20 protein-coding genes are annotated in these 22,406 nt (G+C 51.0%); 6 read left to right on the top strand and 14 right to left on the bottom strand.

Annotation, left to right across the window (positions count from 1 at the left end; genetic code table 11):
• Nucleotides 1-101: 101 nt before the first annotated feature.
• The 9 genes from Kalk_RS08200 to Kalk_RS08160 form a co-directional block, all read right to left on the bottom strand.
• Entirely contained in the window at nucleotides 102-1,592 is a 1,491-nt protein-coding gene (locus tag Kalk_RS08200) for a cytochrome P450 (protein ID WP_101893760.1), read from the bottom strand.
• Between the two features lie 100 nt (nucleotides 1,593-1,692).
• Nucleotides 1,693-2,337 (bottom strand): hypothetical protein, encoded by a 645-nt coding sequence (locus Kalk_RS08195; RefSeq protein ID WP_101893759.1) that lies wholly within the window; start codon nucleotides 2,335-2,337, stop codon nucleotides 1,693-1,695.
• A 192-nt stretch (nucleotides 2,338-2,529) separates the two neighbouring features.
• Nucleotides 2,530-3,021, bottom strand: a complete 492-nt coding sequence (locus tag Kalk_RS08190; RefSeq protein ID WP_101893758.1) for a nuclear transport factor 2 family protein — start codon at nucleotides 3,019-3,021, stop codon at nucleotides 2,530-2,532.
• Nucleotides 3,018-3,503 carry an SRPBCC domain-containing protein gene (locus Kalk_RS08185; RefSeq protein WP_101893757.1) on the bottom strand — a complete coding sequence of 162 codons (486 nt, stop codon included), beginning with the start codon at nucleotides 3,501-3,503 and terminating at the stop codon, nucleotides 3,018-3,020. The genes Kalk_RS08190 and Kalk_RS08185 overlap by 4 nt, the downstream gene beginning before the upstream one ends.
• A complete protein-coding gene (locus Kalk_RS08180) occupies nucleotides 3,503-4,540 on the bottom strand; it encodes an SDR family NAD(P)-dependent oxidoreductase (RefSeq protein ID WP_101893756.1) in 1,038 nt (345 codons plus the stop codon). Before Kalk_RS08180 ends, Kalk_RS08185 begins: the two co-directional genes overlap by 1 nt.
• Complete coding sequence (locus Kalk_RS08175; protein WP_158643377.1) at nucleotides 4,531-5,571, bottom strand: SDR family NAD(P)-dependent oxidoreductase; 1,041 nt, start codon at nucleotides 5,569-5,571, stop codon at nucleotides 4,531-4,533. The genes Kalk_RS08180 and Kalk_RS08175 overlap by 10 nt, the downstream gene beginning before the upstream one ends.
• Nucleotides 5,561-6,823, bottom strand: coding sequence for a sulfotransferase family protein (locus tag Kalk_RS08170; protein ID WP_158643376.1), 1,263 nt, complete (start codon nucleotides 6,821-6,823; stop codon nucleotides 5,561-5,563). Before Kalk_RS08170 ends, Kalk_RS08175 begins: the two co-directional genes overlap by 11 nt.
• Nucleotides 6,816-8,042, bottom strand: a complete 1,227-nt coding sequence (locus Kalk_RS08165; RefSeq protein ID WP_199768032.1) for a DUF1214 domain-containing protein — start codon at nucleotides 8,040-8,042, stop codon at nucleotides 6,816-6,818. Before Kalk_RS08165 ends, Kalk_RS08170 begins: the two co-directional genes overlap by 8 nt.
• Nucleotides 8,043-8,048: 6 nt before the next feature.
• Nucleotides 8,049-8,834 (bottom strand): SDR family NAD(P)-dependent oxidoreductase, encoded by a 786-nt coding sequence (locus tag Kalk_RS08160; protein WP_101893749.1) that lies wholly within the window; start codon nucleotides 8,832-8,834, stop codon nucleotides 8,049-8,051.
• Nucleotides 8,835-8,970: 136 nt separating this feature from the next.
• Here Kalk_RS08160 and Kalk_RS08155 point away from each other — a divergent pair, with 136 nt between their 5' ends.
• Complete coding sequence (locus Kalk_RS08155; protein ID WP_101893747.1) at nucleotides 8,971-9,780, top strand: SDR family NAD(P)-dependent oxidoreductase; 810 nt, start codon at nucleotides 8,971-8,973, stop codon at nucleotides 9,778-9,780.
• A 4-nt stretch (nucleotides 9,781-9,784) separates the two neighbouring features.
• Nucleotides 9,785-10,414, top strand: coding sequence for a TetR/AcrR family transcriptional regulator (locus Kalk_RS08150; protein ID WP_101893745.1), 630 nt, complete (start codon nucleotides 9,785-9,787; stop codon nucleotides 10,412-10,414).
• 29 nt (nucleotides 10,415-10,443) lie between these two features.
• On the opposite strand, the gene Kalk_RS08145 is transcribed toward Kalk_RS08150, so the two are convergent.
• The 5 genes from Kalk_RS08145 to Kalk_RS08125 are packed head-to-tail and all read right to left on the bottom strand — an operon-like array spanning nucleotide 10,444 to nucleotide 16,676.
• Nucleotides 10,444-12,507: a TRAP transporter large permease subunit gene (locus Kalk_RS08145; RefSeq protein WP_101893743.1), complete on the bottom strand. Its 2,064-nt coding sequence runs from the start codon at nucleotides 12,505-12,507 to the stop codon at nucleotides 10,444-10,446.
• Nucleotides 12,508-12,537: 30 nt separating this feature from the next.
• Entirely contained in the window at nucleotides 12,538-13,566 is a 1,029-nt protein-coding gene (locus Kalk_RS08140) for a putative solute-binding protein (protein ID WP_158643375.1), read from the bottom strand.
• Nucleotides 13,567-13,585: 19 nt separating this feature from the next.
• On the bottom strand, nucleotides 13,586-14,593 hold the full coding sequence (locus Kalk_RS08135; RefSeq protein ID WP_101893739.1) for a hypothetical protein: 1,008 nt from the start codon (nucleotides 14,591-14,593) through the stop codon (nucleotides 13,586-13,588).
• A 58-nt stretch (nucleotides 14,594-14,651) separates the two neighbouring features.
• Nucleotides 14,652-15,896 (bottom strand): thiolase family protein, encoded by a 1,245-nt coding sequence (locus Kalk_RS08130; protein WP_101893737.1) that lies wholly within the window; start codon nucleotides 15,894-15,896, stop codon nucleotides 14,652-14,654.
• A complete protein-coding gene (locus Kalk_RS08125; protein WP_101893735.1) occupies nucleotides 15,897-16,676 on the bottom strand; it encodes an enoyl-CoA hydratase/isomerase family protein in 780 nt (259 codons plus the stop codon).
• 205 nt (nucleotides 16,677-16,881) lie between these two features.
• On the opposite strand from Kalk_RS08125, the gene Kalk_RS08120 reads away from it, so the two are divergent.
• From Kalk_RS08120 to Kalk_RS08105, 4 genes are all read left to right on the top strand, one after another.
• Complete coding sequence (locus Kalk_RS08120) at nucleotides 16,882-18,042, top strand: acyl-CoA dehydrogenase family protein (protein ID WP_101893732.1); 1,161 nt, start codon at nucleotides 16,882-16,884, stop codon at nucleotides 18,040-18,042.
• Between the two features lie 20 nt (nucleotides 18,043-18,062).
• Nucleotides 18,063-19,145 (top strand): CaiB/BaiF CoA transferase family protein, encoded by a 1,083-nt coding sequence (locus Kalk_RS08115; protein ID WP_101893730.1) that lies wholly within the window; start codon nucleotides 18,063-18,065, stop codon nucleotides 19,143-19,145.
• A 91-nt stretch (nucleotides 19,146-19,236) separates the two neighbouring features.
• Entirely contained in the window at nucleotides 19,237-20,772 is a 1,536-nt protein-coding gene (locus tag Kalk_RS08110; RefSeq protein WP_101893728.1) for a class I adenylate-forming enzyme family protein, read from the top strand.
• Between the two features lie 27 nt (nucleotides 20,773-20,799).
• Nucleotides 20,800-22,398, top strand: a complete 1,599-nt coding sequence (locus tag Kalk_RS08105) for an acyl-CoA carboxylase subunit beta (protein ID WP_101893726.1) — start codon at nucleotides 20,800-20,802, stop codon at nucleotides 22,396-22,398.
• Nucleotides 22,399-22,406 lie beyond the last annotated feature (8 nt).

Here is a 22,406-nt window from a genome sequence, read left to right as displayed (position 1 = left end):
GGCTGTAAAAATAAAAGGCCCCGTGAGGGGCCTTTGTGGGTGCTGAAGATGTGTTGAGACGTTTAATTTAGCCTGTTTTTAGCCAAGAGCAGTGGCACTGGTCAGGCACTTTGAGCCAATTTCTCTTGGGTCAGATTGGCCGGAAAGTCCGTGTCTTCTGCGCGAACTTCTTCCACTTTTACGATCACCCCAACATCAGGTTCGGTTTGGCCACCGATTTGACGTGGTGTGGGCCAGTCGTCGCCTTCAGCGTGTACGGAGCTGAAAGTGACCCGACGAGCAAACTCAGCGAAGATAATTCGCAGCTGTTGGCGGGCCTGATTCATGCCTACACAGGCGCGACGTCCGCCACCAAAAGGAAAATACTCATTGGGGCTGAACTTATTGCCTTCCAGCCAGCGATCGGGTCGGTACTCGTTGGCGTCTTCTCCAAAGATATCTTTACGACGATGAGTCAGGTAGGTGCAGGGAAGCACTGAAGCACCACCGGGAATCACTGCGTCGCCGATCTTAGTGTCTTCCGTCAGCCAGCGAATGGTGCCCACCGCTGAGGGGGTGAGGCGCTGGGATTCATTCAGGCAGGCTGTCAGGAAGGGCAGTTCAGCGATCTTGATCGGGTCAAAGCCGCCTTCTGCGGCGATGGACTCTTTCACTTCTTCGCGGATGCGCTGCGTGATGTCGGGGTTCTTGAGTAGCCAGATCATAAACCAGGCCGATGTGGCGGCACTGGTTTCGTGACCCCCTACAAGCAGACCAACGGTCTCTGAGATCACGCGTTCTTCGTCCAGCAGATTGCCGTCTTCGTCGGTGGCGCGGGATAGAATAGAAAGCATGTGGCTTTCGTTGCTGTCCATGCGTAGACGAATGCTGCGAATGTCCTGGCGAATCATATCAGCAAGTTGAACTTTTAAGTCTATGGCCTGCTTCCAGGGGAAAAGACCTTTTTTGCCATCACCGAAATCGCCCTTTTCAGTGCGCTTTAGATAGGCTTTGTTGAGGATTCCCCGGTATTTTTTGGCACCGATCATGGAGCCCACGGCAAAGTTGGCATCGCTGCAGGCAGACAATAGCCAGCCCAGCATCAGCCTTTTGTAGGTATCCTTACGATCGCCGTGGCGTAGATTGAAAACGGTGTAACAAATCACATCCAGGGTAATGTCACCCACCAGACGAGGCACATTAAATTCGTCGCCGATGTGCCAAGAATTGATGTGATCTGTGACGATCTCATGCATAACACCCGCGCGGTCTTTCAGACGATGGGTGTTCAATGGAGGAATAATCATTTTACGAGAATCCTGATGTTTCTTGAGATTAAGAAACACAGTGTTGTTCTCGCCGACATCCATGGGGATCTGGGTGAGAGAGGCATCGTACTGTTCAGGCTTAAGCGAAAAGATGTCTTTAACCGCTTTCGGGTCGCTGATGATTACCATGGGGCCTTGGCCAGGTAGGCTCAGGGTGAAATAGTCACCGAACTTCTGTTGTTGCTTTTCCAAATACTGCCAAATGCCATACCCCATGTTCATGGCCTGTTTTATTTTCATTTCCTTAGGGCCGGGAGGCAGTTGGGCTTTTGCTGTTGCAGTCATTGTGATTCTCCGTTTTCACTCGTAGTCGGTTGGAGTATCAGCGCCGCCGGAAATGGTCTCCGGCGGGTAGGATAATTACGTTTGAATTCAGGCTAGACGATTAATCGTCGGCGTCTTGCAGTTCCTGTTGCTTCTTGAGATTGTCCCAGAAACGTTGCGGTACAAATTCATTGGGGACTTTCACAAAGCTGGCTTCGGTAGGATCACCGTTAGTATAGGATTGCTCGCCGCAACCCATACCGTCTTCGTCGAAGATGAAGAACAGTGCCATGCGTATTGTCAGCATGTATACGGCGTCTTCGTCATCGGGCTCGATTCCGAATGCCACGGGCAACATTGCACCGGGGTACATTTGATGAACGTTGCCTTCCAGAACCAGAGTGTCTTCACCGACGATGAATTTTTCCAGCTCCAGGTGAATGACAAATAAATTAAACGTAACGAGGTTGCCGTAGAATACGCACAGCTCGTCGTAGGATTGTGGCTGGATACCGTCCATCAGGCCGTCGTCACCTTGACCCCAGCGACGATAATCCTGACGTAGGCGTGAGCATGATGCCATTAACGTCTCATAGTCACCTTTACACTCGGCGGTGGCATGATCTACGAAGTTCTGGCAAATTAATTTTTGGCGCTCAGTGACACACTTGGGCAGGATGTTTTCACGCACGTAATTGGCCAGGTAGTCTGGATCGAATTGTTCAAAAGGGATGGGGCGTTCGGGTAAGGTTTTTCCGATGTACATGGTTTCCTCTCCTGCAGTATTTTTCTCGTTGTTTTTGTAATGATGTGACTATGTGGTTTACACCGTATACCGATTTGAAAACAACATCAATAGGGCGCACGGGCGCTGCAGGGAGGATCGTTATACCGATTGGTTAATATTAGATCGATAGAAATCAGGGTGAGCGCGTAACTTGCTGATAATAAAATATATTTATGGTGCAGGAGCCTGTTTTCCGGCGAACAGGAGCTGCAGTTTGGTATCGTCCATTTGGACTAAGCAGGTGGAGGTGACTCGAAACACGGTACGCTTGATTTGCCAGTGTCCATCTTGCTTTAGGTATTCGTCTTCGTAGTATCCTGCCAGCTGGGTTAAGGTCTTGTTTTGTTGGTCAATCTGATGGAAATAGAGATCCCAGGTGGCGCTGGCGGTGGTTGTTGTTTGCCACTGGATCTGAGCGTTCTGTCCGTGGTGCATATCCACTATGTGATCATGGCAGGCCAGCTCTTCGTACAGGGCTAAAAAGTCCTCCCGTGAGCTGAATACACCTAATGCGCCGTAATCGATATGTACGGCTCCCGGGCAGAAACAACGTTTGATCGCGCTGATGTTTTTACGATCGCAGTTGTGAAAGTAACGCGCTTTGAGTTGTCGTATCTGCTCTATGTCTTCCAGCCGTTGAATGCGTGCGTCGAGTTCGTTCATGAGTATGCCTTTGCGTTGTCCCTTTGGGAAATCCTGCGATAGTCTGCTTCTGCTTTTTGTTTAAGGGCGTAGGCCATCGCGTTAAACCCGTCGATCATGGGCTGGCGAAACAGCCAGCGCACTAAGGGCGCTAACAGGCCGGTTATGTGGTCTTCTGTGTGGTAGCAGCAGCGTTCGGGGGAGATAATATCAATGGTCTGCAGGCGGCGTGCCTTCAGCCAGTGCTCAGAGATCATGTGCATGCCCCATTCCATTTGGGTTGGAGGCTTCAGCAGAGTGATGAACTCCCGTTGTAAGCGCGTGCCTCGCCTGGGAAGATGGACGTGAAGCTCAACCGCGCTGCCTGGCTTGAAATCAGTGATGACGCGTTCGGTGAATGGATTCCACTCGGGGTAGTGTCTAACGTCGTACAGAATATTCCACACCAGTTGTTGCGGAGCGTCAATTTCAACTCTGTCAGAGCAGGCAATGAAGGCAGGCATCACGCTGGGCTCATGTTGTTGGGTGAGGAGGTGCTTGTTGTAGTGTTTGTTTTTGCCTGCGGTAGGCTATCTACCCATTGTTGAGTTTCATCCCACAGTTTGCGTGACACTTCTGCGTTGCTGGCTTCGGGGTTTGGCTGAGCAACGGAGCAGCGATCAAAGTAGCGCCCACCGGGCAGCCCGGGTGCCGTTGCGCAGTAGATCTGTGTTTGCGCTCCTTGCACAGGCGTTAACATAAACCAAGCCTGCAGCGGATTGACGATCTCCAGCAGCTTCTTCATGGTTTGGTTGCTCTCCATTCCTTTCAGGGCAATATTGGTGGCGATGGAGCCTGGATGTAGTACATAGCTTTGAATATGCTGGGGTGAGTAACGCTTGTGGAGTTCAAATGCGGCATGCACCAGGCCGAGTTTTGATTGAGCGTAAGCCAGCCAAGAGTTGTAAGGTTTGTTGCGCTGGAAAAGTTCGCTGTTCTCCCCTTTCTGGTGCAGATGCGATGCAACAAATATTACGCGCGATGGTTCGGATTTGTTTCCTGCTCTTCCCAGAAAGGGCAGCAAGCGGTGAGTCAGGTGCATTGGCCCAAGGTAGTTGGTTCGCCAGTGAATTTCGAAACCGTCAGCGCTCATCATGGGCTCCTTCCAGCTTCCCATGATGTCAGAATGCACACCAGCGTTGTTTACCAGAAGATCCAGTGTGTCACCGACAGTGTTTCCATACCACGCAACGAAATCTTCCACAGTTTCGGCCTTGGTTAAATCAAGGCTGTGACCGATGATGTCGTTAGGTAAACGTTTATGTTGTAGCTCTGATGTTAATTGATGGACACATTGATCTGTGTTGTTGCGCGTGGTTACGACCACTTTGGCGCCCCAGCTGGCAAGGGTTTTTGCGGTCTCGTAACCAATTGATCCAGGGGATGCTCCGGTCACAATGGCTATCTTATTGGTTAGGTCAACCGGGGTGGCCATGGGCGGTGTGGTAAACAGTCGGCGAGCGACACTGGTCACCGCAGTTGAGATATCGCTTAGAGGCATTCCATTTTCCTCGGGTTTGAAGGCAGATGACTTTCTAGCAGTACAGCGCTCTTTTCCCACAACAGCTTGCCGTTGGTTGCGTCAACTGCCAGCGGCGACGGATGTTTTTCTTTCATCATGTGGAGATACACTCCGCTGCGCAGGCCCATGGCATCTGCGCATGCCAGATAGATAACGGGTTCTGCCGCTTTTTCGGGTGATCGAAACAGCAGTTTCATAATGGGAGATAGAATAGGCTTTATGTATGGGGGTGATTCACGGGCGATGTTGGAGGCTATCGGGCCGGGGCAGAGATGGTGAACGGCGACCTTGGGCGGCGCGCTTTCATTCAGCTGGCGGTTCAGCTCGCAAGCAAAAGTGCTTAAGTGCAATTTGCTTAGTCCATAGTATTTCATGCCATCTTTCAGGCCATAGTCGTGGAATTTGGCAAAGTGATTAAAATCAATGGGAGCAGATGATTGGTGTGCCTCAGAGGAAACAAAAACAACCCTGGGAATATTAAGGCCAGAACGATCCTGCGGTATTACGCCATCTGCAAGCCAGCGGGCTAGCATCAGCCTGTTTGCTAAAAAATGGACGGCGAACATCAGCTCATGGCCTTGCGCTGACTTGCGTGCGTTGAGTGGCATCAGGCCAGCGTTCAATACAGCAATATCCAGTTTTACATTGCGCGCACGTAGTTGATCGCACAGGTAAGAAACCGATTCCAGGTCAGACAGATCTGCCCTCATCATTTCGATGCGGGTGCTGCCCGAATCCCGAATTATCTCTTCTCTTGCAGTTGGAGTGTCGTTACGACATACCATAATGACATGACCGCCCCGGCGTGCAAGGTCAATGGCAACGGCCTTGCCCAAGCCACTATTGGCACCGGTGATCAGGCAAACCTTACCGTCGATGCGTTTGCCGGGTTCCAGCGGGGGCAGTCGATTCTGTTCGCTGAAAATATCCAGCAATGCGGTGGCTACTGCAGAGATGATTCCTTTGTGGCCTACGCCATTGGCCCCTGTTTGAGTGGTATTAGTTTTCATAGGGGATTCCGTAGCGGCGGCGATAGAAAGCGTATTGATGCTCAATGGCGTCTTGGGTGAGCCCGAAGTCTTCCAGATCATAAATATGTTTGCCGTAGCGATTCTGAACATTGCGTTTGCTGGTGGATTCGGCTGCTTCAGCGGCTGACTGATCGAATGGTATGCCTGCGAATTCGTAGATTCGGGCGACTTGGCTAATGGGATCGCTTACCAGATCATAGTAGGATACGTCGATAAAACGCTTTTGCTCACACTGTTCACGTACATTTATGGAGCGCTGCATTAAACGGTTAACTTTGCGCATCCAATGCCTGGCTACTTCTCTGGCATCGACCTCATCACTGAATACCCCGCGCCCATGGGACACCATGCTGCAGAAAGAACCTGTGGTTTTCTGTGGATCACGATGAGTTTGTACAATGGATGCTTCAGGAAAAACCTGAAGAATGACATCCAGGTATTCCATATGATGAGGCGTTTTTAATACCCAGTTTTTTGCCGGCCGCTGCCAGCTTAGAATCTTAAGCAGGGTACGCAGGTAAGTATAAGCTGGGGTGTGATCCTGTTGTTCAAGCCAGGCAGCGTAGGTGGGGACGTGTAAGGTTGCCTCGGGTGACTGGCTCATAAAGCATAAGTCCAGCAACAGAACATCTTCTTCAGGGGCGTCGTGCTCAACTGGATGAATGGCAAAAAATTCAGGTGCCAGGTAGGCCAGTCCTTTTTCCGCAGTTTTGGCTTTCGCAATACGCCTTTTTGGGTTGCCGAGGGGCTCTTTTGGCAAAGGGATAGGATTCAATGCCTCCCACGACATTAACGCCCGCATATTTGGATCAGCCGCCAATAGTCGGTGTAGTGTGGTGGTGCCTGTGCGTTGCAGCCCGGCGATAATGATTATTTTGCCAAGATCTATGTCGTGGATCTCGGGGTGCTTCTGCAGTAGTTGTTCAGCTCGAAGGCGAGCAATCAAGGCACCTTCCAGTCTGGTTTTCTGAATTAGCTTACCTGTTGGGGTAAGATTCGCCTCTCGGTTAATGGATTCCACCAGCACGGTTAATGGCTCGCGAAACCATTCATCGCCAAACTCATTCAAACCGCTCTTGCGGCGAGCATTGGTAATCAGTTGCTCTACATCAATATCCGCTAGCACGCCTAGTTTTTCGGCGACGCGCCCAGCGCGATTGAATAATGCAATAGGTAAAGGTCGATATGGTTTTGCATATTGGTTGGTGGTGTGGAGTAGTTTTTTACCCATGGTCATTCTCAAACGATACTGGTTGTTTTTGTTTTATTGCGGCCTGCAATTGTGAAAGCTTTACAACGCGAGTGTCGGGCTGAGGATGCTGTTCGGCCCGAATCCAGCGAAAGCACATGGTGCCGCTGGAGTGCCCGGTAGTGTTGATCCAGTTTGGCAGCCCCGGATCATTATGAGCCACGATAATTCGTACTCTACTGTCGGGTTCATAGTGGGCGAGGTGCTTGTTGGTATGAATCCGGTAATGGGCGTAGTCCAGTGACTCCATCCAGTAATTGTTAAGTTGAAAGTTCCAGTGTTCACATGTCGGGGGAGTAACTTCAATTACCAGTGCTTCGTCGGGGGCCAAGGCCCAGTGACTATGGTAGTACACGATGTTTGGGTCACCGCCAGCGGCGTTAGACACATTCTGATCGAACATGGGAAGCTGATTGCTATGCTGTTGAAAGTCCCGAGCCCATTTGGCAAACAACAGCGATGCACCGGCCACTAGCGTACTGGTGGATTTCAGTCCGGCATCTACGCGCCCAGGGGTGACTCTGCTGGGTTCGTTCGGTTCGTTCGGTGTAGTAATGCGTTCAATATGTAAGTCGGCGGGTGTCTCGCTTTCCCGGTCAAGAAAAGTCTGCCGTACAATCAGGTTTCCACTTTCAGGCACCATGGGTAACCAGTTTTTTGGTTGTGGTTTGGCGCTGACGATGATCTCAAATGTGCCGTCATCTTCTATCTGCAACTCGGAGGCCTCCAGGTACCCAGAAGGAGGCATGCCTCCCCCTTGCCCGTAATGACCGATCTGGGTGCCAAAGCCGAGATATTTGACGGTGTTGCGCGTGCCTGTTATGCGGTAATCGTATTCTCCGCAGATGCTTGCAGTTTGGTAGTAATTGTCAGGATTATCGGCACCCATTTTAACGGTCTCGTGCACCACTCTGTGTAATGTGGGTGCCTTGGGGTCAGAGTGTTCCATAAATGCCATTAACCCCGCGCGGGTTAGTCGGGTAAGGTAGCGATAACCTTCTGCCTGGTTGAATGCATCTTGCGGCGTGCCAGGAAAACTAAGTGAGGCTCCCGCCGCTTTCAGCGTGTCACAGAATTCTTCCCAGCTCTGCCCGGACAGAATGCGTTGTTCTGCGATGGAGTCTGCGGTTTGTCCGCGCAACCCACGCCACCATAAAGTAAGTTTGCGGAAACGATTAAGTAGAGCAATTGCGGTTTTCACAACGCGCTACCCCATGTACGCCTGACCACCATCAATGGCGATGCTCTGACCATTGATGTAGGCGCTGTTGTCGCTGCACAAGCTTGCTACAAAACGTCCGATGTCCTGTTCACAGTCCCCTACCCTTTGCATGGGAAGGGAGCGAATAAATGGTTTGGATTCACGTGGGTTTTGTTCTATCCACCGTTGCAGACCGGGAGATGAGGCCAGAGGGAGGATAACGTTGCTGCGGATACCATCCTTGGCCCATTCGCAGGCGGCAGCACGGGTCAGGGCCTTGATGGCATCTTTCGCCGCAGCGTAGGCGCCGTAACCTGAGCTGTCCCAACGCTTTGCTGAAGTAGAAGCCAGGTTCACAATGCAGCCACCCCCCTTGAGGTGTGGATAGCATAATTTCATCATGCGAAAGGTTGCTTTGGGGCCGGACTGCCAGCCAGCATCCAGAGTTTCTTCGGTTAAATCCAGTAATGTGCCCAGGCAGGTTTCCTGAGCGTTGTTTACCAGGATATCCACCGTGCCGAATGTTTCTAATGCGACATCAACGGTGTTTTGCAGTGACTCAGCAGACATCACGTTGCATTGAACGGGGACGGCTTCGCAGCCTCGCTCACGGATCAAGTCACAGGTGTGCTGCAACTTGTCCAGCGTGCGCCCTGCCACCACGATGTTTGCCCCTGCGTCCGCCATCGCCAAGGCTATCCCCTGGCCAACACCTTGCCCGGCACCGGTGATGAGGGCGACTTTGCCTTGCAGGCAGTTATTAAGGCTATTGTGGGGTGCAGTTGAGGCCATCTTGCTTCCTATCAATTATTAGTTTTTCTAGACGTTAATGTAAGGCAGCTTTAAATGCAATATATATTGCAAAAATACATTCATATATCTAGTGTGGTGTCGGTGCTTCGGTTTTAATATCGGGAAAGTGATATAAATGACAAAAAAATACGAGAAAAGTTGGTCTGGTCGATATGGGCCCTGGTGCGTCGTGGCGGGAGCGTCCACAGGCATAGGTGCCAGTTTCAGCGAACAATTGGCAGCGCAGGGGCTGAATATCCTGATGGTTTCCCTAATGGGTACTAGGCTAAAGGAGCAGGCGGACGATCTGAGTCAGCGCTACGGGGTAGATACCATAGCTATCGAGATGGATCTGGCCGATGGCGATTGTGTCGACATTCTGCGTCGCCATCTGGGTGATCGCGAAGTTGGGTTGTTGGTGTACGTGGCTTGTCACTCTGTGATTGGAGAGTTTTTGCAAACCTCGCTTGAGGATAAACTGAAAATACTGGATGTGAATGTGCGCAGCCCACTGCAGTTTGTCGCTGAGCTGGCCCCGGCAATGAAGCAGCGTGGCAGGGGCGGTATTATATTGATGTCGTCGCTGTCCGGGTTTCAGGGAACGGCGATGGTGGCAACCTATGCGGCGAGCAAGGCTTTTGATACCGTTCTTGCTGAGGGTTTATGGGCTGAACTTAACCCTCATGGGGTGGATGTGTTGGCTGCTGTTGCCGGTGCCACTCATACTCCAACATTTGATGCGCTGACACCCGCAGACAAGCGCTCGTCAGTGTTTCCTATGCAGGCCGATGATGTGGTTGTCGAGGTGTTGGGGCAGCTGGGTAAGTGCCCAACGCACATTGCAGGGCGCTTGAATCGATGGGTGAATTTTGTATTGCGCAGATTGTTGAGCAGGCGGGCAGCGATTCGCTTTATTAGTAACAACACTAAAAGGGTATACCAATAACACAATGACGGTAGTAACCACGGCGCAGGATGCCCCGCGCCTTAAACCAGACTCAACCCGCGAGCGTATCCTGGATGCGGCAGAAAAGCTGTTTGCAGACAACACTTACGATGGTACAACATTGCGGGAAATCTCTGCATTGGTGGGGATTCGTGAACCCAGCTTGTATGCGCATTTCGCCAACAAAGAAGCAATATATGAGGCGGTAATCGATCGTGCTTTGTTGCCCTTCAGCGATGCATTGCTGAGTTGGAATATGTCAGAACTGACCCTCAACACACTATTTGATATGCCAAGGAAATTATTGGAGTTACACAACGCTCATCCCTATTGCGCACAGATTCTACATCGCGAGTTCACCAGCCCTCCCCAGCGTATTAACCCGAAAGTATTGCAGTGGCAGCAGCAATTTGTTGCGCAGTCGCAACAGTTTATGGAGGGCCTGCCCGCAAGCCAAGCGATTAGTAAGGCGAAAGTGGTAGCTAATATGATCTCTTGCACTAACTTGGTGTTGGGGGTTTTCTCAACCAGGGGTATGCAGTCCTCCCTGATGGGGGAGGACTACGATCAGGATCTGATGATGGCTGAGCACTTGCGATTGGCGACAAGGATCTTCAAAAGTCTGCTGGTATGATGCATCTGGGTTTGTTGCGCATTTGCAGTCTAGTGGTTGTAGCCCACCAGCAATGGCCCAAAGCCAACCAGTATCAATGTGGTGGACATCACCATAAGCGGCAATAATAAGCGTTCATGGCGATAGTAGAAGGTGTCCCCCTCTTTGGCGGCCAATTCGCACTCTTCCTCACCCACCACTTGGCGGGTAAAAATATGGCTCAGAGCAACCGGCGGGCTTAAGTAACCCAATTCAAGAGCGACAAGGCAAGTCATCCAGAAGTGAATCGGATCGATACCCTGTTGGTACGCAATTGGCGCGATGGCGACTGACACCAGTCCGATTGCTGCCATGGATTCCATAAACATACCGATCAGAACAAACATTACCATCAATGCTGTCATTACCAGTAGTGGATTGCTGAAATCATACAGGAACGTTGCCGATACCGATTTGCCGCCCAAGCTGGTGATAATCATGAAGGTAGACATCATCATCAGTAATCCGCCAATGTGAACAGAGGCATCAGTCATGGATTTAGTGAGAGAGCCACCAAGAGAGCCAATGCGTTCTTCTTCTTCATAAAGGGGTTTTGCTTTACTGAGCTTTCGTTCGAATACGATCCACCAGAAGATGATGACCGGCAGAATAATCGGCGCAGAAAACTGATCCAGCCTGGCATCCAAAACCAGAAGATAGGACCCGGCCACCAAAATGAACACAATTAAATAAGGCAGCAAAGGCCTGGCATTGTTTGCCATGACCGGCAATGCTTCACTGGCCTTGGCCAGCTGCAGAGGATCGCGCCGGGTGATCATGGCATACACAAAGAATACGAATACAGTTAACAGAAATACCCGTATACCCCAGAAGAATAGATCGTCGGTGACGACTTCCTTGTTCAGAATGGAGATGATGACCACGATCAGGCAGGGTTTTAACACGATGCCGGAGCTACCGCTCATGGCTGTGGCGGCTAACGCTAATTGGCGACGCGTGCCGACTTTGCGTAACTCACGGTACACAACCGCACCCATCGCCAGAATTATTATGGACGATGCACCGGTATAAGCTGTGGGTAAAGCCATAACAACGATGGCGACGAATGCCAGCATTTCCGGAGGCAGCCGCCAGGGAGTAAAAAGGCTGAATACGCGCTCGCCAAGCTGTGTTTGCTTCAGCAGCATGCCGCACCATAGATAGAGAGCTACATCAATGTAGGTGCCCGAGAGATCAAAGAATGCGCTGAAATAAAGAGAAAGCCCTGCAGGATGACGCAGGCTGAAAAACACGACAACTGAAAAGATCAGCATGACGATGGTGTATAGTGGGATCGATAATAGTGCGTGGGTCAGATTGCCTTTATCAGGTAGATTTTTCGGCAGTGTGGCTAACTGATAAAGTGAAAGTAGAGCCAATGCGGTAGACCCTAGCACCAGGCCGTTGATTACATCCGGGTTGCTTGCCTCAATGCTGGATGAGAAGGCGTTGCTTCGGTAGGCCCAGGCAGAATAGGCGAGGGCGCTGTTCGCCAAGAACTGCAGTGATGTTGATACTTTGTAATCCAGTCTCGAAAGCATTGGGCGGAAGGCTATGTGGTGGCGCTGTTGAGTGGCTACGCCTGCGGCTATAAACAGCAATGCCATCAAGAAAAGGTGTTGTTTTTCAGTTGAAAATATACTGGCCTGTGAGAACAAATGTTCCGCTGCACGAAACAGTTCCAGCAGTGGCGTTATCTGGCTTTTGTATTTCTCGGCCTTTGCGTATTCTGCTTTGCAATTTGCCTGTTGTTGGATGAGTGAGGTGCGCGAGCTTTCGCGATCAAAGCCTTCGTCAAATAGATCAAAATCACCGCCGCCGGATTCTGCTTCTAACTGGTTGAGCCTTTGCTCAATATCAAAATTCGGATTGCAGGTGGGTAATGTTATTTCTGAGCGCAGGATAAAATAATCTTCCCAGAAGATTGCGCCCATCCTGGTCATCTGTCCATGGACGCTTTCCCCGGTGCGGGCGAATATAATGAAGATCAGTAGTAACAGTATGGCAATGACAGGGAGCCGTTCTGATATGCCAGCTTTAATATGTGGTTGAGTTTCTAATGACAATTCTTTCACTATGCTACCCTGTCAACTTCTGATGTGTTTCTATTCTGCGTCTGGAGCGGTGCATTCAGCACGAGTGCCGTCGATTTTACAACGAATCTTGCGTAACAGAGTCAGCATCTTAGCGTCATAGATATTGCTGTCGCGAAATGCCAGCCGCAGCTGACGGGTTTGGGCGTTGTATTCGGCACGTTTATCTTCTTGCAGCGGAATCCATAGATCCTTGGGGATGTTGTCTTCTGCGGTACGGATGAATTCAAGGCTCTGATCAAAGTTTCTGATGAAATGTTCTCGTGAGCTTTGCGCGTAGCCTTCTGGAAGTTTGTTCCAGCGTGCGACAAATTGCATATTGCCCTGCAGAATAGGCTCATTGAGGATGCCGCCGTCGGGCTCAAGTCCCTTGTGCAGCTCCATCATTTCATAGACAACGGCTGGGCCGCCGGTAATATCGATGGCTTTGTTGTTGAACTTCTGGAAGAGGTTGGTGAGTGATGAGGAAACCGGCGTCATACCCATGTCGACTACCAATTGTCGCATCTCAGGCATGCTGTCCATTACCCCCATTCTTTTGCCCGCCAAATCCGACAGGCTGCGTACGTTCTTGTCGTTTGAGAAAATATACACAGCACCGGCAGGCTGTACTCCGACCACTTCAAACTCACCGTCGCGCATGTACTTGGCGGCGGATGGTTTGGCTAAGGTTTGTAGCACAGTGCGAAGATGTTCATAAGTAGGCATGGATGCTGGTGCGTCCAGGGTGCCAGTAAATTTATTGAAGTTGCGAGCCTGCATGCTGGTCATGTTGGCGATGTCGCATACGCCTGACTTCAGTTCTTCTGCAACAATCTTTTCATTCATGTAGGATTTTATTTCAATTTTCACACCCCACTGCAGTGCTGCTGTTTGATAGTCCAGCAGAAGTTGGTGTTCCGGGCCACCTTCACCCATCAGCATGAATCCACACATGGTGATCGGAGCCGGGCCTGCTGCGAGGCACAAGGCAGATTGTCCCAGCAGGGCAGCGGCAAGCAGCGGCCTTAGTAGTTGTTTTTTGATTGTGGTGATTTTCATTCTGATTCCCTCATGATCCCTAAAGTAAGTCATCAATATCCATGGCGTCATCGGGAATGATCTGATCATCCCAGAAAGTCCCAAGCTTGCCGAAAGGCGTACGCTGGCCAGTGTGAGTGGTCCACAGTTTATCCGATACCAGACGAATGCCTCGTGTGGCCATTTCGTCGAGTAAATTCAGTTCAGGGTTGGCAGGGTATTCCTGTTTCATGGTCACATGCTTGCGAATGACTTCTTTGGTTTTTTCTTCGTTACCTTGGGACGAATACATAATGGCCTGAATCATATGCACCATGCGTACGCCCTGCTTTTCTCCCACCCGTGAGGCCAAATCAAGACGATCCAAACCAAGCTGAACAGCATCCTGGTCGCCATCCAGGTTGGCTTTGGTAACATCTACCACGGCCAGTACTGCATTGGGAATGCCCCAGAATCCGTCGCTGTCTACGCATCTGAGCCCTGCAATGGACTTGGGCATCGTATCCAGTGCTACGCCAGCAGCACCTCCGATGGATAGATCCGATTGGAATGCTTGCAGGCCGCCGAATAACCCAAACAAATAAGCCATCTCCTCATTGCGATCCGAGAAGTCAGGGCAGCCTTCAGCTGGGTCGCCAAAGTAGCGTACGGTCGCGAGGTATCCCATGTACTGACGTGATGCGGCGACGTTGGTCCAGCGCTTTTGCATGGTGCGGGCATCCTGAGCGGTAGCGACATCGTTGTGGCGCATCGCGCGGATAAAGCGTAACTCTTCTTCCTTGGCTTTCTCATCTGCGCACATACCTGAAGCTAACGTGAGCATAGGGATCATAGGATCAATGTTAGGGCCGAGCGGGAAAGTCATTGCAGACATGCCTTCCCCCATTGCGCACATGACATCGGTATCCGAAGACGCCATAAACCAGGGGCTTATGTATTCATTGCCAAATGAAACCATGCTGGATGCAGCCATATCGCGAATGGAGCAGCCTTGCAGGAAAATAGTGAGCAATGCAAATGAAAGGGTCAGACCAGTACGTGTATTCATACTTAATATCCGTTCTTGTTTTTGTGTGCGTGCTTAAATTTGGTGGTTATGATGACGACTAAATCGCCTTTTTACTGCCCAGTATTGCAACGTGTGCGGAGGCCTCTTCAACACCCCAGAATCCGCCTACGTTACACTGCAGGCCGATACGCGCTCCTTCGACCTGGCGAGCGCCTGCCTCGCCCCGTAACTGCTGTACTAAGTCAAAAATTTGTGCGATGCCGGTAGCGGCTATTGGGTGCCCCCTCGATTCCAGGCCACCGGACACATTTACAGGCATGCTGCCGCCCAGGGAGGTGTAGCCTCGCTCAGCAAATTCGCCCCCTGTACCTGGCGGGCATAACCCTAAATTTTCGGTCTCCAGCAGCTCCCCCACTGCTGTGGCATCGTGTAATTCCGCAACGTCTACATCCGCTGCTGCAACCCCGGCCATCTCATAAGCCTTATCGGCAATCCGCGTTACTAAGTGTTGATCAAGTTGCTCAGGAGCCCGTTCTCGCCCCGATCCAGTTGTAGACGCCAGCACCGGTATGGCGCGAGAGCCTGCGCCCAACTTTGGCGCTTTGTCCAGTTTACACAGAATAACTGCCGCAGCGCCATCACTTATGGGAGCGCACATAGGTAGAGTCAGAGGGTAGGTTATGGGAGCCGCATTCAAGACTTCGTCAATTGAGTAGGCTTGCTGAAATTGCGCATTGGGGTTGTGTGTGGAGTGAAGATGGTTTTTTGCGCAAATAGCAGCAACCTGGCGCACCGTGCTGTCGTAGAGTTTTTGATGCTGAATGAACTCTGCTTTGTATACGTCCATAAAAGGGCTGTAAGGTTTGTCAGACTGGCTGCCAGAGGGGATTGGTCCGGCAGCCATCTGTTCAATTATATTCATCTGCCAGTCGGTTCTTGCTATATCCCAGGCACTGGTGAATGCATTAAACATCTTGCCTTTATCGTCGCAGACCATTTTTTCTGCACCTACTGCCATGACGACATCGGCCTGACCTGAAAGCAGGCAGCGTACCGCCTGATGAAACGCCATGCTGCCGCTGGCGCAACCGCTTTCCAGATTAAAAATAGGAATGCCTTGGAACCCCTGCTCCAGAAATATGGCGTGCCCCCGTATCATATGTTGGCCATCCATATAGCCTTGCACGCAGTTTGCGAAGTGGATCTCTTCGATCTGATTGCGTTGTAGGCCTGCGTCAATCAGGGCCGCATCCACTGCTTCACAGCTTAGCTGCTTCAGGCTTTTATCTCGATGTCGGCCAAAGCGGGTCATGCCGACGCCGATGATGCAGATACCCGTCATTTAATAGCCCTTGAATTCAGGTTTTCGCTTTTCCAAAAAAGCGTTGATGCCTTCGCGATAGTCATAAGAACGAAACTGATCTCGTGCGGCCAAGCGTTCGTGGATAATGGCGTCGGCGGCGGACTTGTCCAGCGCTTCGTTAGCCACTTGTTTGGTCCTGCGTAAACCGATCGGGCTTTTCTGTGCAATGACACTGGCCACAGTAGTTGCGTGATCCAGTAACTGATCGTCATCCAGCACGGCATTGACCAAGCCATAGTGTTGCAGCTTATCGGCAGGCAGGAGTTCCCCGGTGAACAATAGATACTTGGCGATGGCAGCAGGCAGAAGGCGTGGCAGAATCGCAGCCCCACCGCCACCAGGGACAATGCCGTAATTGCAATGGGCATCGCCGATGCGCGCGCTGCGGGCGGCATAGATAAGATCACAGCACATCATCAGCTCCATGCCACCTGCTGCCGTAATGCCGTTTACAGCGGCAATCACAGGCTTGGGAAAGTTCCGTAGCTCATCAAACAGTTCAACAATGCAATCTAATACGTCCGGTTCACCGGGCGCGTAAGGGTGATTCATTGTTTTAAGGTCGGCCCCGGCACAGAACCCTTTGCCGGTGCCGGTCAGAATCAGAACCCGTATGGCGTCATCCCTGGTGGCTTCCTGTAATGACGCTCGCAAGGCTGCCACCAGTTTAAACCCCAGGGAATTGAGGTTTTCCGGTTGATTCATGGTCAACCGCAGGATGTGCTCCTGCCGATGAGTGTGCAGTACAAGTTGAGTCATGACTTTGCCTAAAGTTGTTTTTATTGTGCCTTGCGAAGCCGTTTATAGCGCGCAAATGTACATGGCAAAAGGTATTGCAGGGGCTCTGGAATGTCCTAGTCCACTTGGACGATGGGTGTGCTGGGGGTTCTCCGCATAATGATTTCTATCCTGCAAAGCACCGCATACGAACGATAACACCAAGACCAATAACGAGATCCTCACGATGTTTGAATTGACGCAAGACCAAAAAACGCTTCAGAACACAGTTAGGGAGTGGGCCCAATCAGAGTTGGCACCCATTGCTTTCGAGCTAGATAAGAAAGCCGAGTTTCCCACTGATTTATATCTGAAAATGAACCGGGATATTGGTGTTTGCGCTATTCCATTCAAGGAAGAGCATGGTGGCCTGGGTTTGGGAATACTGGAGATGTCGCTGGCTATTGAAGAGTTGGCTCGAGCAGATCAAACCTTCGCCTTGTCAGCCATGGTCGCGGTGGCCACCGGCTTAACGCTGCAATCTTTCGGCAGCGATATGCAAAAGCAAGAGTATCTGCCGGGTATTGTGGCGGGGACTGCTGTAGGGTCTATTGCAGGAACTGAGCCCCAGGCTGGCTCTTGGACGGCAGGCTTTACAACACGGGCCGACAGGAAGGGCGACAAGTGGTCCATCTCAGGCGAGAAAGCTTTTATTACCAACTCCGGTACAGACATCACGACCTATAATTTGGTGGCAGCAGTTACCAGTCCTAAAGATGCAGCTAAGTCTAAAATGAGTTTGTTCCTGGTGCCTGCTGGAACACCCGGTGTCACCATCGGTAAATCATACGATAAGCTGGGCTGGCGCTCCTCCGATACTCATCCCATTTATCTGGACGGGGCAGAAGTTGGTGATGAGATGATGGTGGGCAATGAAGGTGATGGGCGTTATATCGTGCATAAAACCTATCAATCCGCCCGCTGCTTTTTGTCTGCCTGTGCTTTGGGTTTATCACAAGCCTGTCTTGATCATTCAATTGCCTATGTAAACGAGCGTCAAGCCTTTGGCCGTAGTCTGGGCGGACTGCAGATGATCCAGAAAATGATCGCTGATATGGCCGTGAAGGTGGAAACGTCCCGGTTGCTGGCGCGTTCGGCAGCGATGAAAGCGGATGCTGGAACAGCCAGCATTTATGAGTTGGCGATGGCTAAGTACTACTGTTGTGAGTCATCCTCTGAAGTTGCCGATCTGGCAGTTCAGGTTCATGGTGGTTATGGCTTTATGAATGATTGTCCTGTGTCGCGTTATGCACGTGACACGCGCATAACGCGAATCGGCGATGGCTCCAGCCAGATCCAAACCATGATCATTGCAAAAGAACTGGGGCTGGATGTGACCTTCACTTAAGGTGTATTCAGGTGCCACATATGAGTCGGATTAATCAGTTTCTTAAAGGCATTAAGGTTGTGGATTTAAGCCGCCACCTTCCTGGTCCTTTGGCGTCCCTGATGATGGTGGATATGGGCGCTGAAATAATCAAGATCGAGCCTCCCGCAGGAGAAGAGCTGCGTACCATCGGCCCCAATGGGCCTAACGGGCACTCGGGATATTTTGATGCAGTCAATGGAGGCAAGCTTGGCATCAGGCTTGATTTGAAATCGGAGCAAGGTAAAGCGGCACTGATGGAGCTGTTGCAGGATGCTGATGTGTTGTTCGAATCCTTTCGGCCTGGTGTGCTGGATAGGCTGGGCTTGTCTATTGCCTACTTGCGCGAACAGTTTCCCCGCCTGGTAATTTGTTCTCTTAACGGATATGGCGAACAGAGCCCTCTGCAGCTTGAAGTGGGCCATGATATTAATTATTTGGCTATGAACGGTGTGTTGGAAGGCACAGGTACTCAGCAGCAGCCGGTTGCACCCTGGCCTCCACTGGCTGATTGCTCGGCCTCGTTGTTTGGTATGAGCACAGTGTTAGCGGCATTGCTGGAAAGGCAGCGTAGTGAACAAGGGTGCCATATCGAGGTGGCGCTGGCGGATTCAGTAATGCCGTTAATGGTATTTTCACTGGTAGAAGCACAACAAAACGGTGCTGGTATGCCTAGGGGCGCTGCCCTGTTGAATGGTGGTGCGGCGCGTTATCGAACTTACCAGACCAAAGACAATAAAATCGTGGCATTGGGTGCAGTGGAGCCAAAGTTCTGGGCGGCGTTCTGCACCGCTGCGGATCATCCTGAATGGATCGAACGCATGAACGACCCGCTGCCGCAGCTTGAACTACAGCGTGAGCTTGAATGTTATTTTTCAGGGCTCAATGAATCGGAATGCCAGCAACGCTTCGGTGAGGTAGATTGCTGTTTTAATGTGGTGAACAACCTGGCCGATGCACTGAGAAGTGAACACATGCAGGCGCGCAAGCTGGTGTTTCAACGCGATGGTGTGATGCAGGCATTATATCCAGCATTCGTAGATGGGAAACCTCCGATACCAAGACAAAATTTTAGATCGATGTAGCTAGCACAGCCATCGCAGTGGGAATGGCGCAAAGTAAAAAACCTCATTAACCAACAGCGTTAAAGGGAATAAAAATAAAGAGGAATCCACAATGAATATTCGAGACATGATGCGCCGTTCCGCCCAATTTCACTGGCATAGACCTGCAATCATTGCCGGCGAATCCAGGCTCACCTTTCAGGAGGCGTGGGAGCGCGGCTGTCGTATGGCAAACCTGCTGCTTTCAATGGGGCTTAAGCCCGGAGATGCGGTAGCCTCCCTGGAAGATAATACGCTGGAGGCGGTGGACTTCTTTCTAGGCGCTGCCATTGCCAATATTACCCGTGTGCCCCTGTACGCACGTAATGCCCGGAGCAGTCATCTATCGATGATGGAACACACTCACTGCCGGGCGGTGATTGTGGCTGAGCACTATGCCGATCAACTAGAGGGCATGAATGATGAGCTGGCTGAGCTGGAGCATATCATTGTCCGGCAGAAGGATGGCTATGAAAGCTGGTTGGCCGGGTTTCCTGCTACAGATCCAGACGTGCCGGTACAAGATGATGGTAATTATGTGATTCGACACACAGGTGGCACTACGGGAAAGCCCAAAGGTGTAGCCTTTACGCATCAATCATGGCTTGAAATCGGCCGTAACTGGTTTTTTACTTTGCCCCCGGTTGCCCCCGGCGATGTGTGTATGCATATTGCACCTATCTCTCATGCATCGGGCTACATGTTTGTACCTATCTGGCTAATGGGTGGCGTGAACCTGGTAGTAGAAAAGTATCAGACCGGCCCGGTAGTCGAGATGATGGAAAAAGAGAAAGTAGCCTATATGTTTGTGGCGCCCACTATGGTGAATGACATCATGCAAGTGGAGGGCGTAGAAACAAAAGACTGGTCCAATCTCAAAGTGTTGATGATTGGTGCGGCCCCCATCACAGAAGCAGCTGTGCGCAAAGCGTATTCGATTTGGGGAGATTCTCTGTGTCAGCTGTATGGCCAGTCCGAAGGTGTGCCTGTCACCATGACAATGGCTTCTGAGTGGGTCACCGATGTGGATGGCTCCAATCCGTTACGCTCGCTAGGTAAGGTGCACCCGTTTTGTGAGGTGGAAATCCGAGACCCAGAAACCCATGTTGCTCTGCCCTATGGCGAGGAAGGTGAGATTTGTTTCCGCAATGCTGGTCAGATGAGCGGTTACTGGGAGAACCCTGAGGCTAGCGCGAAAACAATCGTACGAGGCTTTATTCATACAGGTGATATCGGTTATCTGGACAGCAACGGATATCTTTACATGTTCGATCGTAAAGACGACATGATCCTGTCCGGTGGATTCAATATTTGGCCGACAGAATTGGAAAATGTATTGGCCACTCATGAGCAAGTTATCGAAGTGGTTGCCTTCGGTGTGCCTCATGAACGCTTTGGTGAATCCCCCTACGCAATTGTCATGGTAAAAGATCCGGCTGCTGTCGCCGAGCAGGAACTCATTGATATGTGTGCCAATGAGCTGGGCTCCTACAAAAAACCAATCAAGGTGGAAATTCAAACTACGCCGTTGCCTCGAACGCCAGTGGGTAAAATGAGCCGTAAATTGATCCGTGCTCCCTATTGGGAAGGCGCTGGTCGAATCAAATAAATGCCGTACCAATTGACTGAGTGAAGCATGAGCAGAATTACTTCAAAGGTAAATAAGAATTCCGAAGGATACCGTGACAACTACGCTTATCACAGTGAACTGTCGGAGCAGTTGCGTAGTCGTATGGCGGAGGCCGTTGCCGGGGGGCGTGATCACCTGATCGAACGTCATCGGAAGCGAGGCAAGTTGCTGCCCCGTGAGCGCATCGACTTGTTAGTAGATCCATGTACGCCATTTTTGGAGTTTTCTACCCTGGCGGCCTATGAACAATACGGAGGCCGTGTTCACAGTGCGGGTGTCGTCACCGGCATCGGGATCATTCATGGCATTCATTGCGTTATTGTGGCAAATGATTCAACGGTAAAAGGAGGTGCATACTATCCGGAGACCGTAAAGAAGCACATTCGCGCACAAGAGATTGCTGAAAAGCACCAGCTTCCCTGTGTTTATTTGGTGGATTGTGGTGGTGCCTATTTGCATGAATGGGATCGTGTGTTTCCAGATCGAGATCACTTCGGCAATATTTTCTTCAGGCAATGCAATATGTCCGCCAGAGGACTGCCGCAGCTGGCGGCGGTATTCGGTGTTAGTACGGCAGGCGCTGCATATATCCCTGCACTATCTGATGAGGTGGTGATGGTGCGCGGCAATGCCACTATTCATTTGGGCGGGCCGTCAATCGTTAAGGTCGCAATCAACGAGGACATCAGCCCAGAAGAACTCGGTGGTGCCGAAATGCATGCCACGGTGTCAGGGGTGTCTGATTATATTGCTGAAACAGAGCAGGAGGCTCTGGCTCGCATGCGCGATATTGTGGCGGGCCTGAATCGTAAGACTGATTGTTATCAGCGTCGTCTGGAAAGCAGGGAGCCAGCCTACGCAGTGGATGAGCTGAAAGGTATTGTCAGTAGGGATTTTGCACAGCCCTACGATATACGAGAAGTCATCGCACGCTTGGTGGATGGGAGTGAGTTTCAGGAGTTCAAGCCGCAATGGGGAACCAGCTTGATTTGTGGAACAGCACATATTGATGGATATCCGGTTGGCATATTGGGTAACAACGGTCCGCTGTTTTCTGATGCCTCGGTTAAAGGTGCTCATTTCATATCGTTATGCGAGCAGCGCAATATCCCGTTGTTGTTTCTGCAAAATGTACCTGGTTTTATGGTGGGGAAAGCGGCAGAACAGGGTGGTATATCCAAGCACAGTGCCAAACTGGTCTACGCCATGTCTTGCGCCAGAGTGCCGCGTTTTACCGTGGTGGTTGGTGGATCATACGGTGCTGGTAATTATGGTATGTGTGGGCGTGGATTCCGCCCCAACTTAATGTTTGCCTGGCCCAATTCAGTGGTGGCAACCATGAGCCCGGATATCGGTACTAACGTGGTGCTGGAACTAGCCAAATCCAGTATCAGCAATAAAGCAACACCAGAATCACTGGAGAAGCTCAATCAGGAAACTCGGGCTATGTATGCGGAGAAAAGCAATCCGTACTACGCGACATCCAGAATATGGGATGACGGCATCATAGAACCGGAACAAACTCGTGATGTGATTGCGCTATGTCTATCTATGGCGGCAAACTTGCCACCGGAAAATGAGCGCAGCTATGTTTACCGCATGTAATAAAGATC

Source organism: Ketobacter alkanivorans (genome assembly GCF_002863865.1).
Lineage (GTDB): Bacteria > Pseudomonadota > Gammaproteobacteria > Pseudomonadales > Ketobacteraceae > Ketobacter > Ketobacter alkanivorans.
Note: the sequence above shows the minus strand (reverse complement) of the source record. Positions and strands in the feature narration are given on the sequence as shown.

Coding starts and splice junctions, on each gene's coding strand:
- Kalk_RS08200 (WP_101893760.1), bottom strand. CDS start 1,592: ATGACTGCAACAGCAAAAGCCCAACTGCCTCCCGGCCCTAAGGAAATG.
- Kalk_RS08195 (WP_101893759.1), bottom strand. CDS start 2,337: ATGTACATCGGAAAAACCTTACCCGAACGCCCCATCCCTTTTGAACAA.
- Kalk_RS08190 (WP_101893758.1), bottom strand. CDS start 3,021: ATGAACGAACTCGACGCACGCATTCAACGGCTGGAAGACATAGAGCAG.
- Kalk_RS08185 (WP_101893757.1), bottom strand. CDS start 3,503: ATGCCTGCCTTCATTGCCTGCTCTGACAGAGTTGAAATTGACGCTCCG.
- Kalk_RS08180 (WP_101893756.1), bottom strand. CDS start 4,540: ATGCCTCTAAGCGATATCTCAACTGCGGTGACCAGTGTCGCTCGCCGA.
- Kalk_RS08175 (WP_158643377.1), bottom strand. CDS start 5,571: ATGAAAACTAATACCACTCAAACAGGGGCCAATGGCGTAGGCCACAAA.
- Kalk_RS08170 (WP_158643376.1), bottom strand. CDS start 6,823: ATGGGTAAAAAACTACTCCACACCACCAACCAATATGCAAAACCATAT.
- Kalk_RS08160 (WP_101893749.1), bottom strand. CDS start 8,834: ATGGCCTCAACTGCACCCCACAATAGCCTTAATAACTGCCTGCAAGGC.
- Kalk_RS08155 (WP_101893747.1), top strand. CDS start 8,971: ATGACAAAAAAATACGAGAAAAGTTGGTCTGGTCGATATGGGCCCTGG.
- Kalk_RS08150 (WP_101893745.1), top strand. CDS start 9,785: ATGACGGTAGTAACCACGGCGCAGGATGCCCCGCGCCTTAAACCAGAC.
- Kalk_RS08140 (WP_158643375.1), bottom strand. CDS start 13,566: ATGAAAATCACCACAATCAAAAAACAACTACTAAGGCCGCTGCTTGCC.
- Kalk_RS08135 (WP_101893739.1), bottom strand. CDS start 14,593: ATGAATACACGTACTGGTCTGACCCTTTCATTTGCATTGCTCACTATT.
- Kalk_RS08130 (WP_101893737.1), bottom strand. CDS start 15,896: ATGACGGGTATCTGCATCATCGGCGTCGGCATGACCCGCTTTGGCCGA.
- Kalk_RS08125 (WP_101893735.1), bottom strand. CDS start 16,676: ATGACTCAACTTGTACTGCACACTCATCGGCAGGAGCACATCCTGCGG.
- Kalk_RS08120 (WP_101893732.1), top strand. CDS start 16,882: ATGTTTGAATTGACGCAAGACCAAAAAACGCTTCAGAACACAGTTAGG.
- Kalk_RS08115 (WP_101893730.1), top strand. CDS start 18,063: ATGAGTCGGATTAATCAGTTTCTTAAAGGCATTAAGGTTGTGGATTTA.
- Kalk_RS08110 (WP_101893728.1), top strand. CDS start 19,237: ATGAATATTCGAGACATGATGCGCCGTTCCGCCCAATTTCACTGGCAT.
- Kalk_RS08105 (WP_101893726.1), top strand. CDS start 20,800: ATGAGCAGAATTACTTCAAAGGTAAATAAGAATTCCGAAGGATACCGT.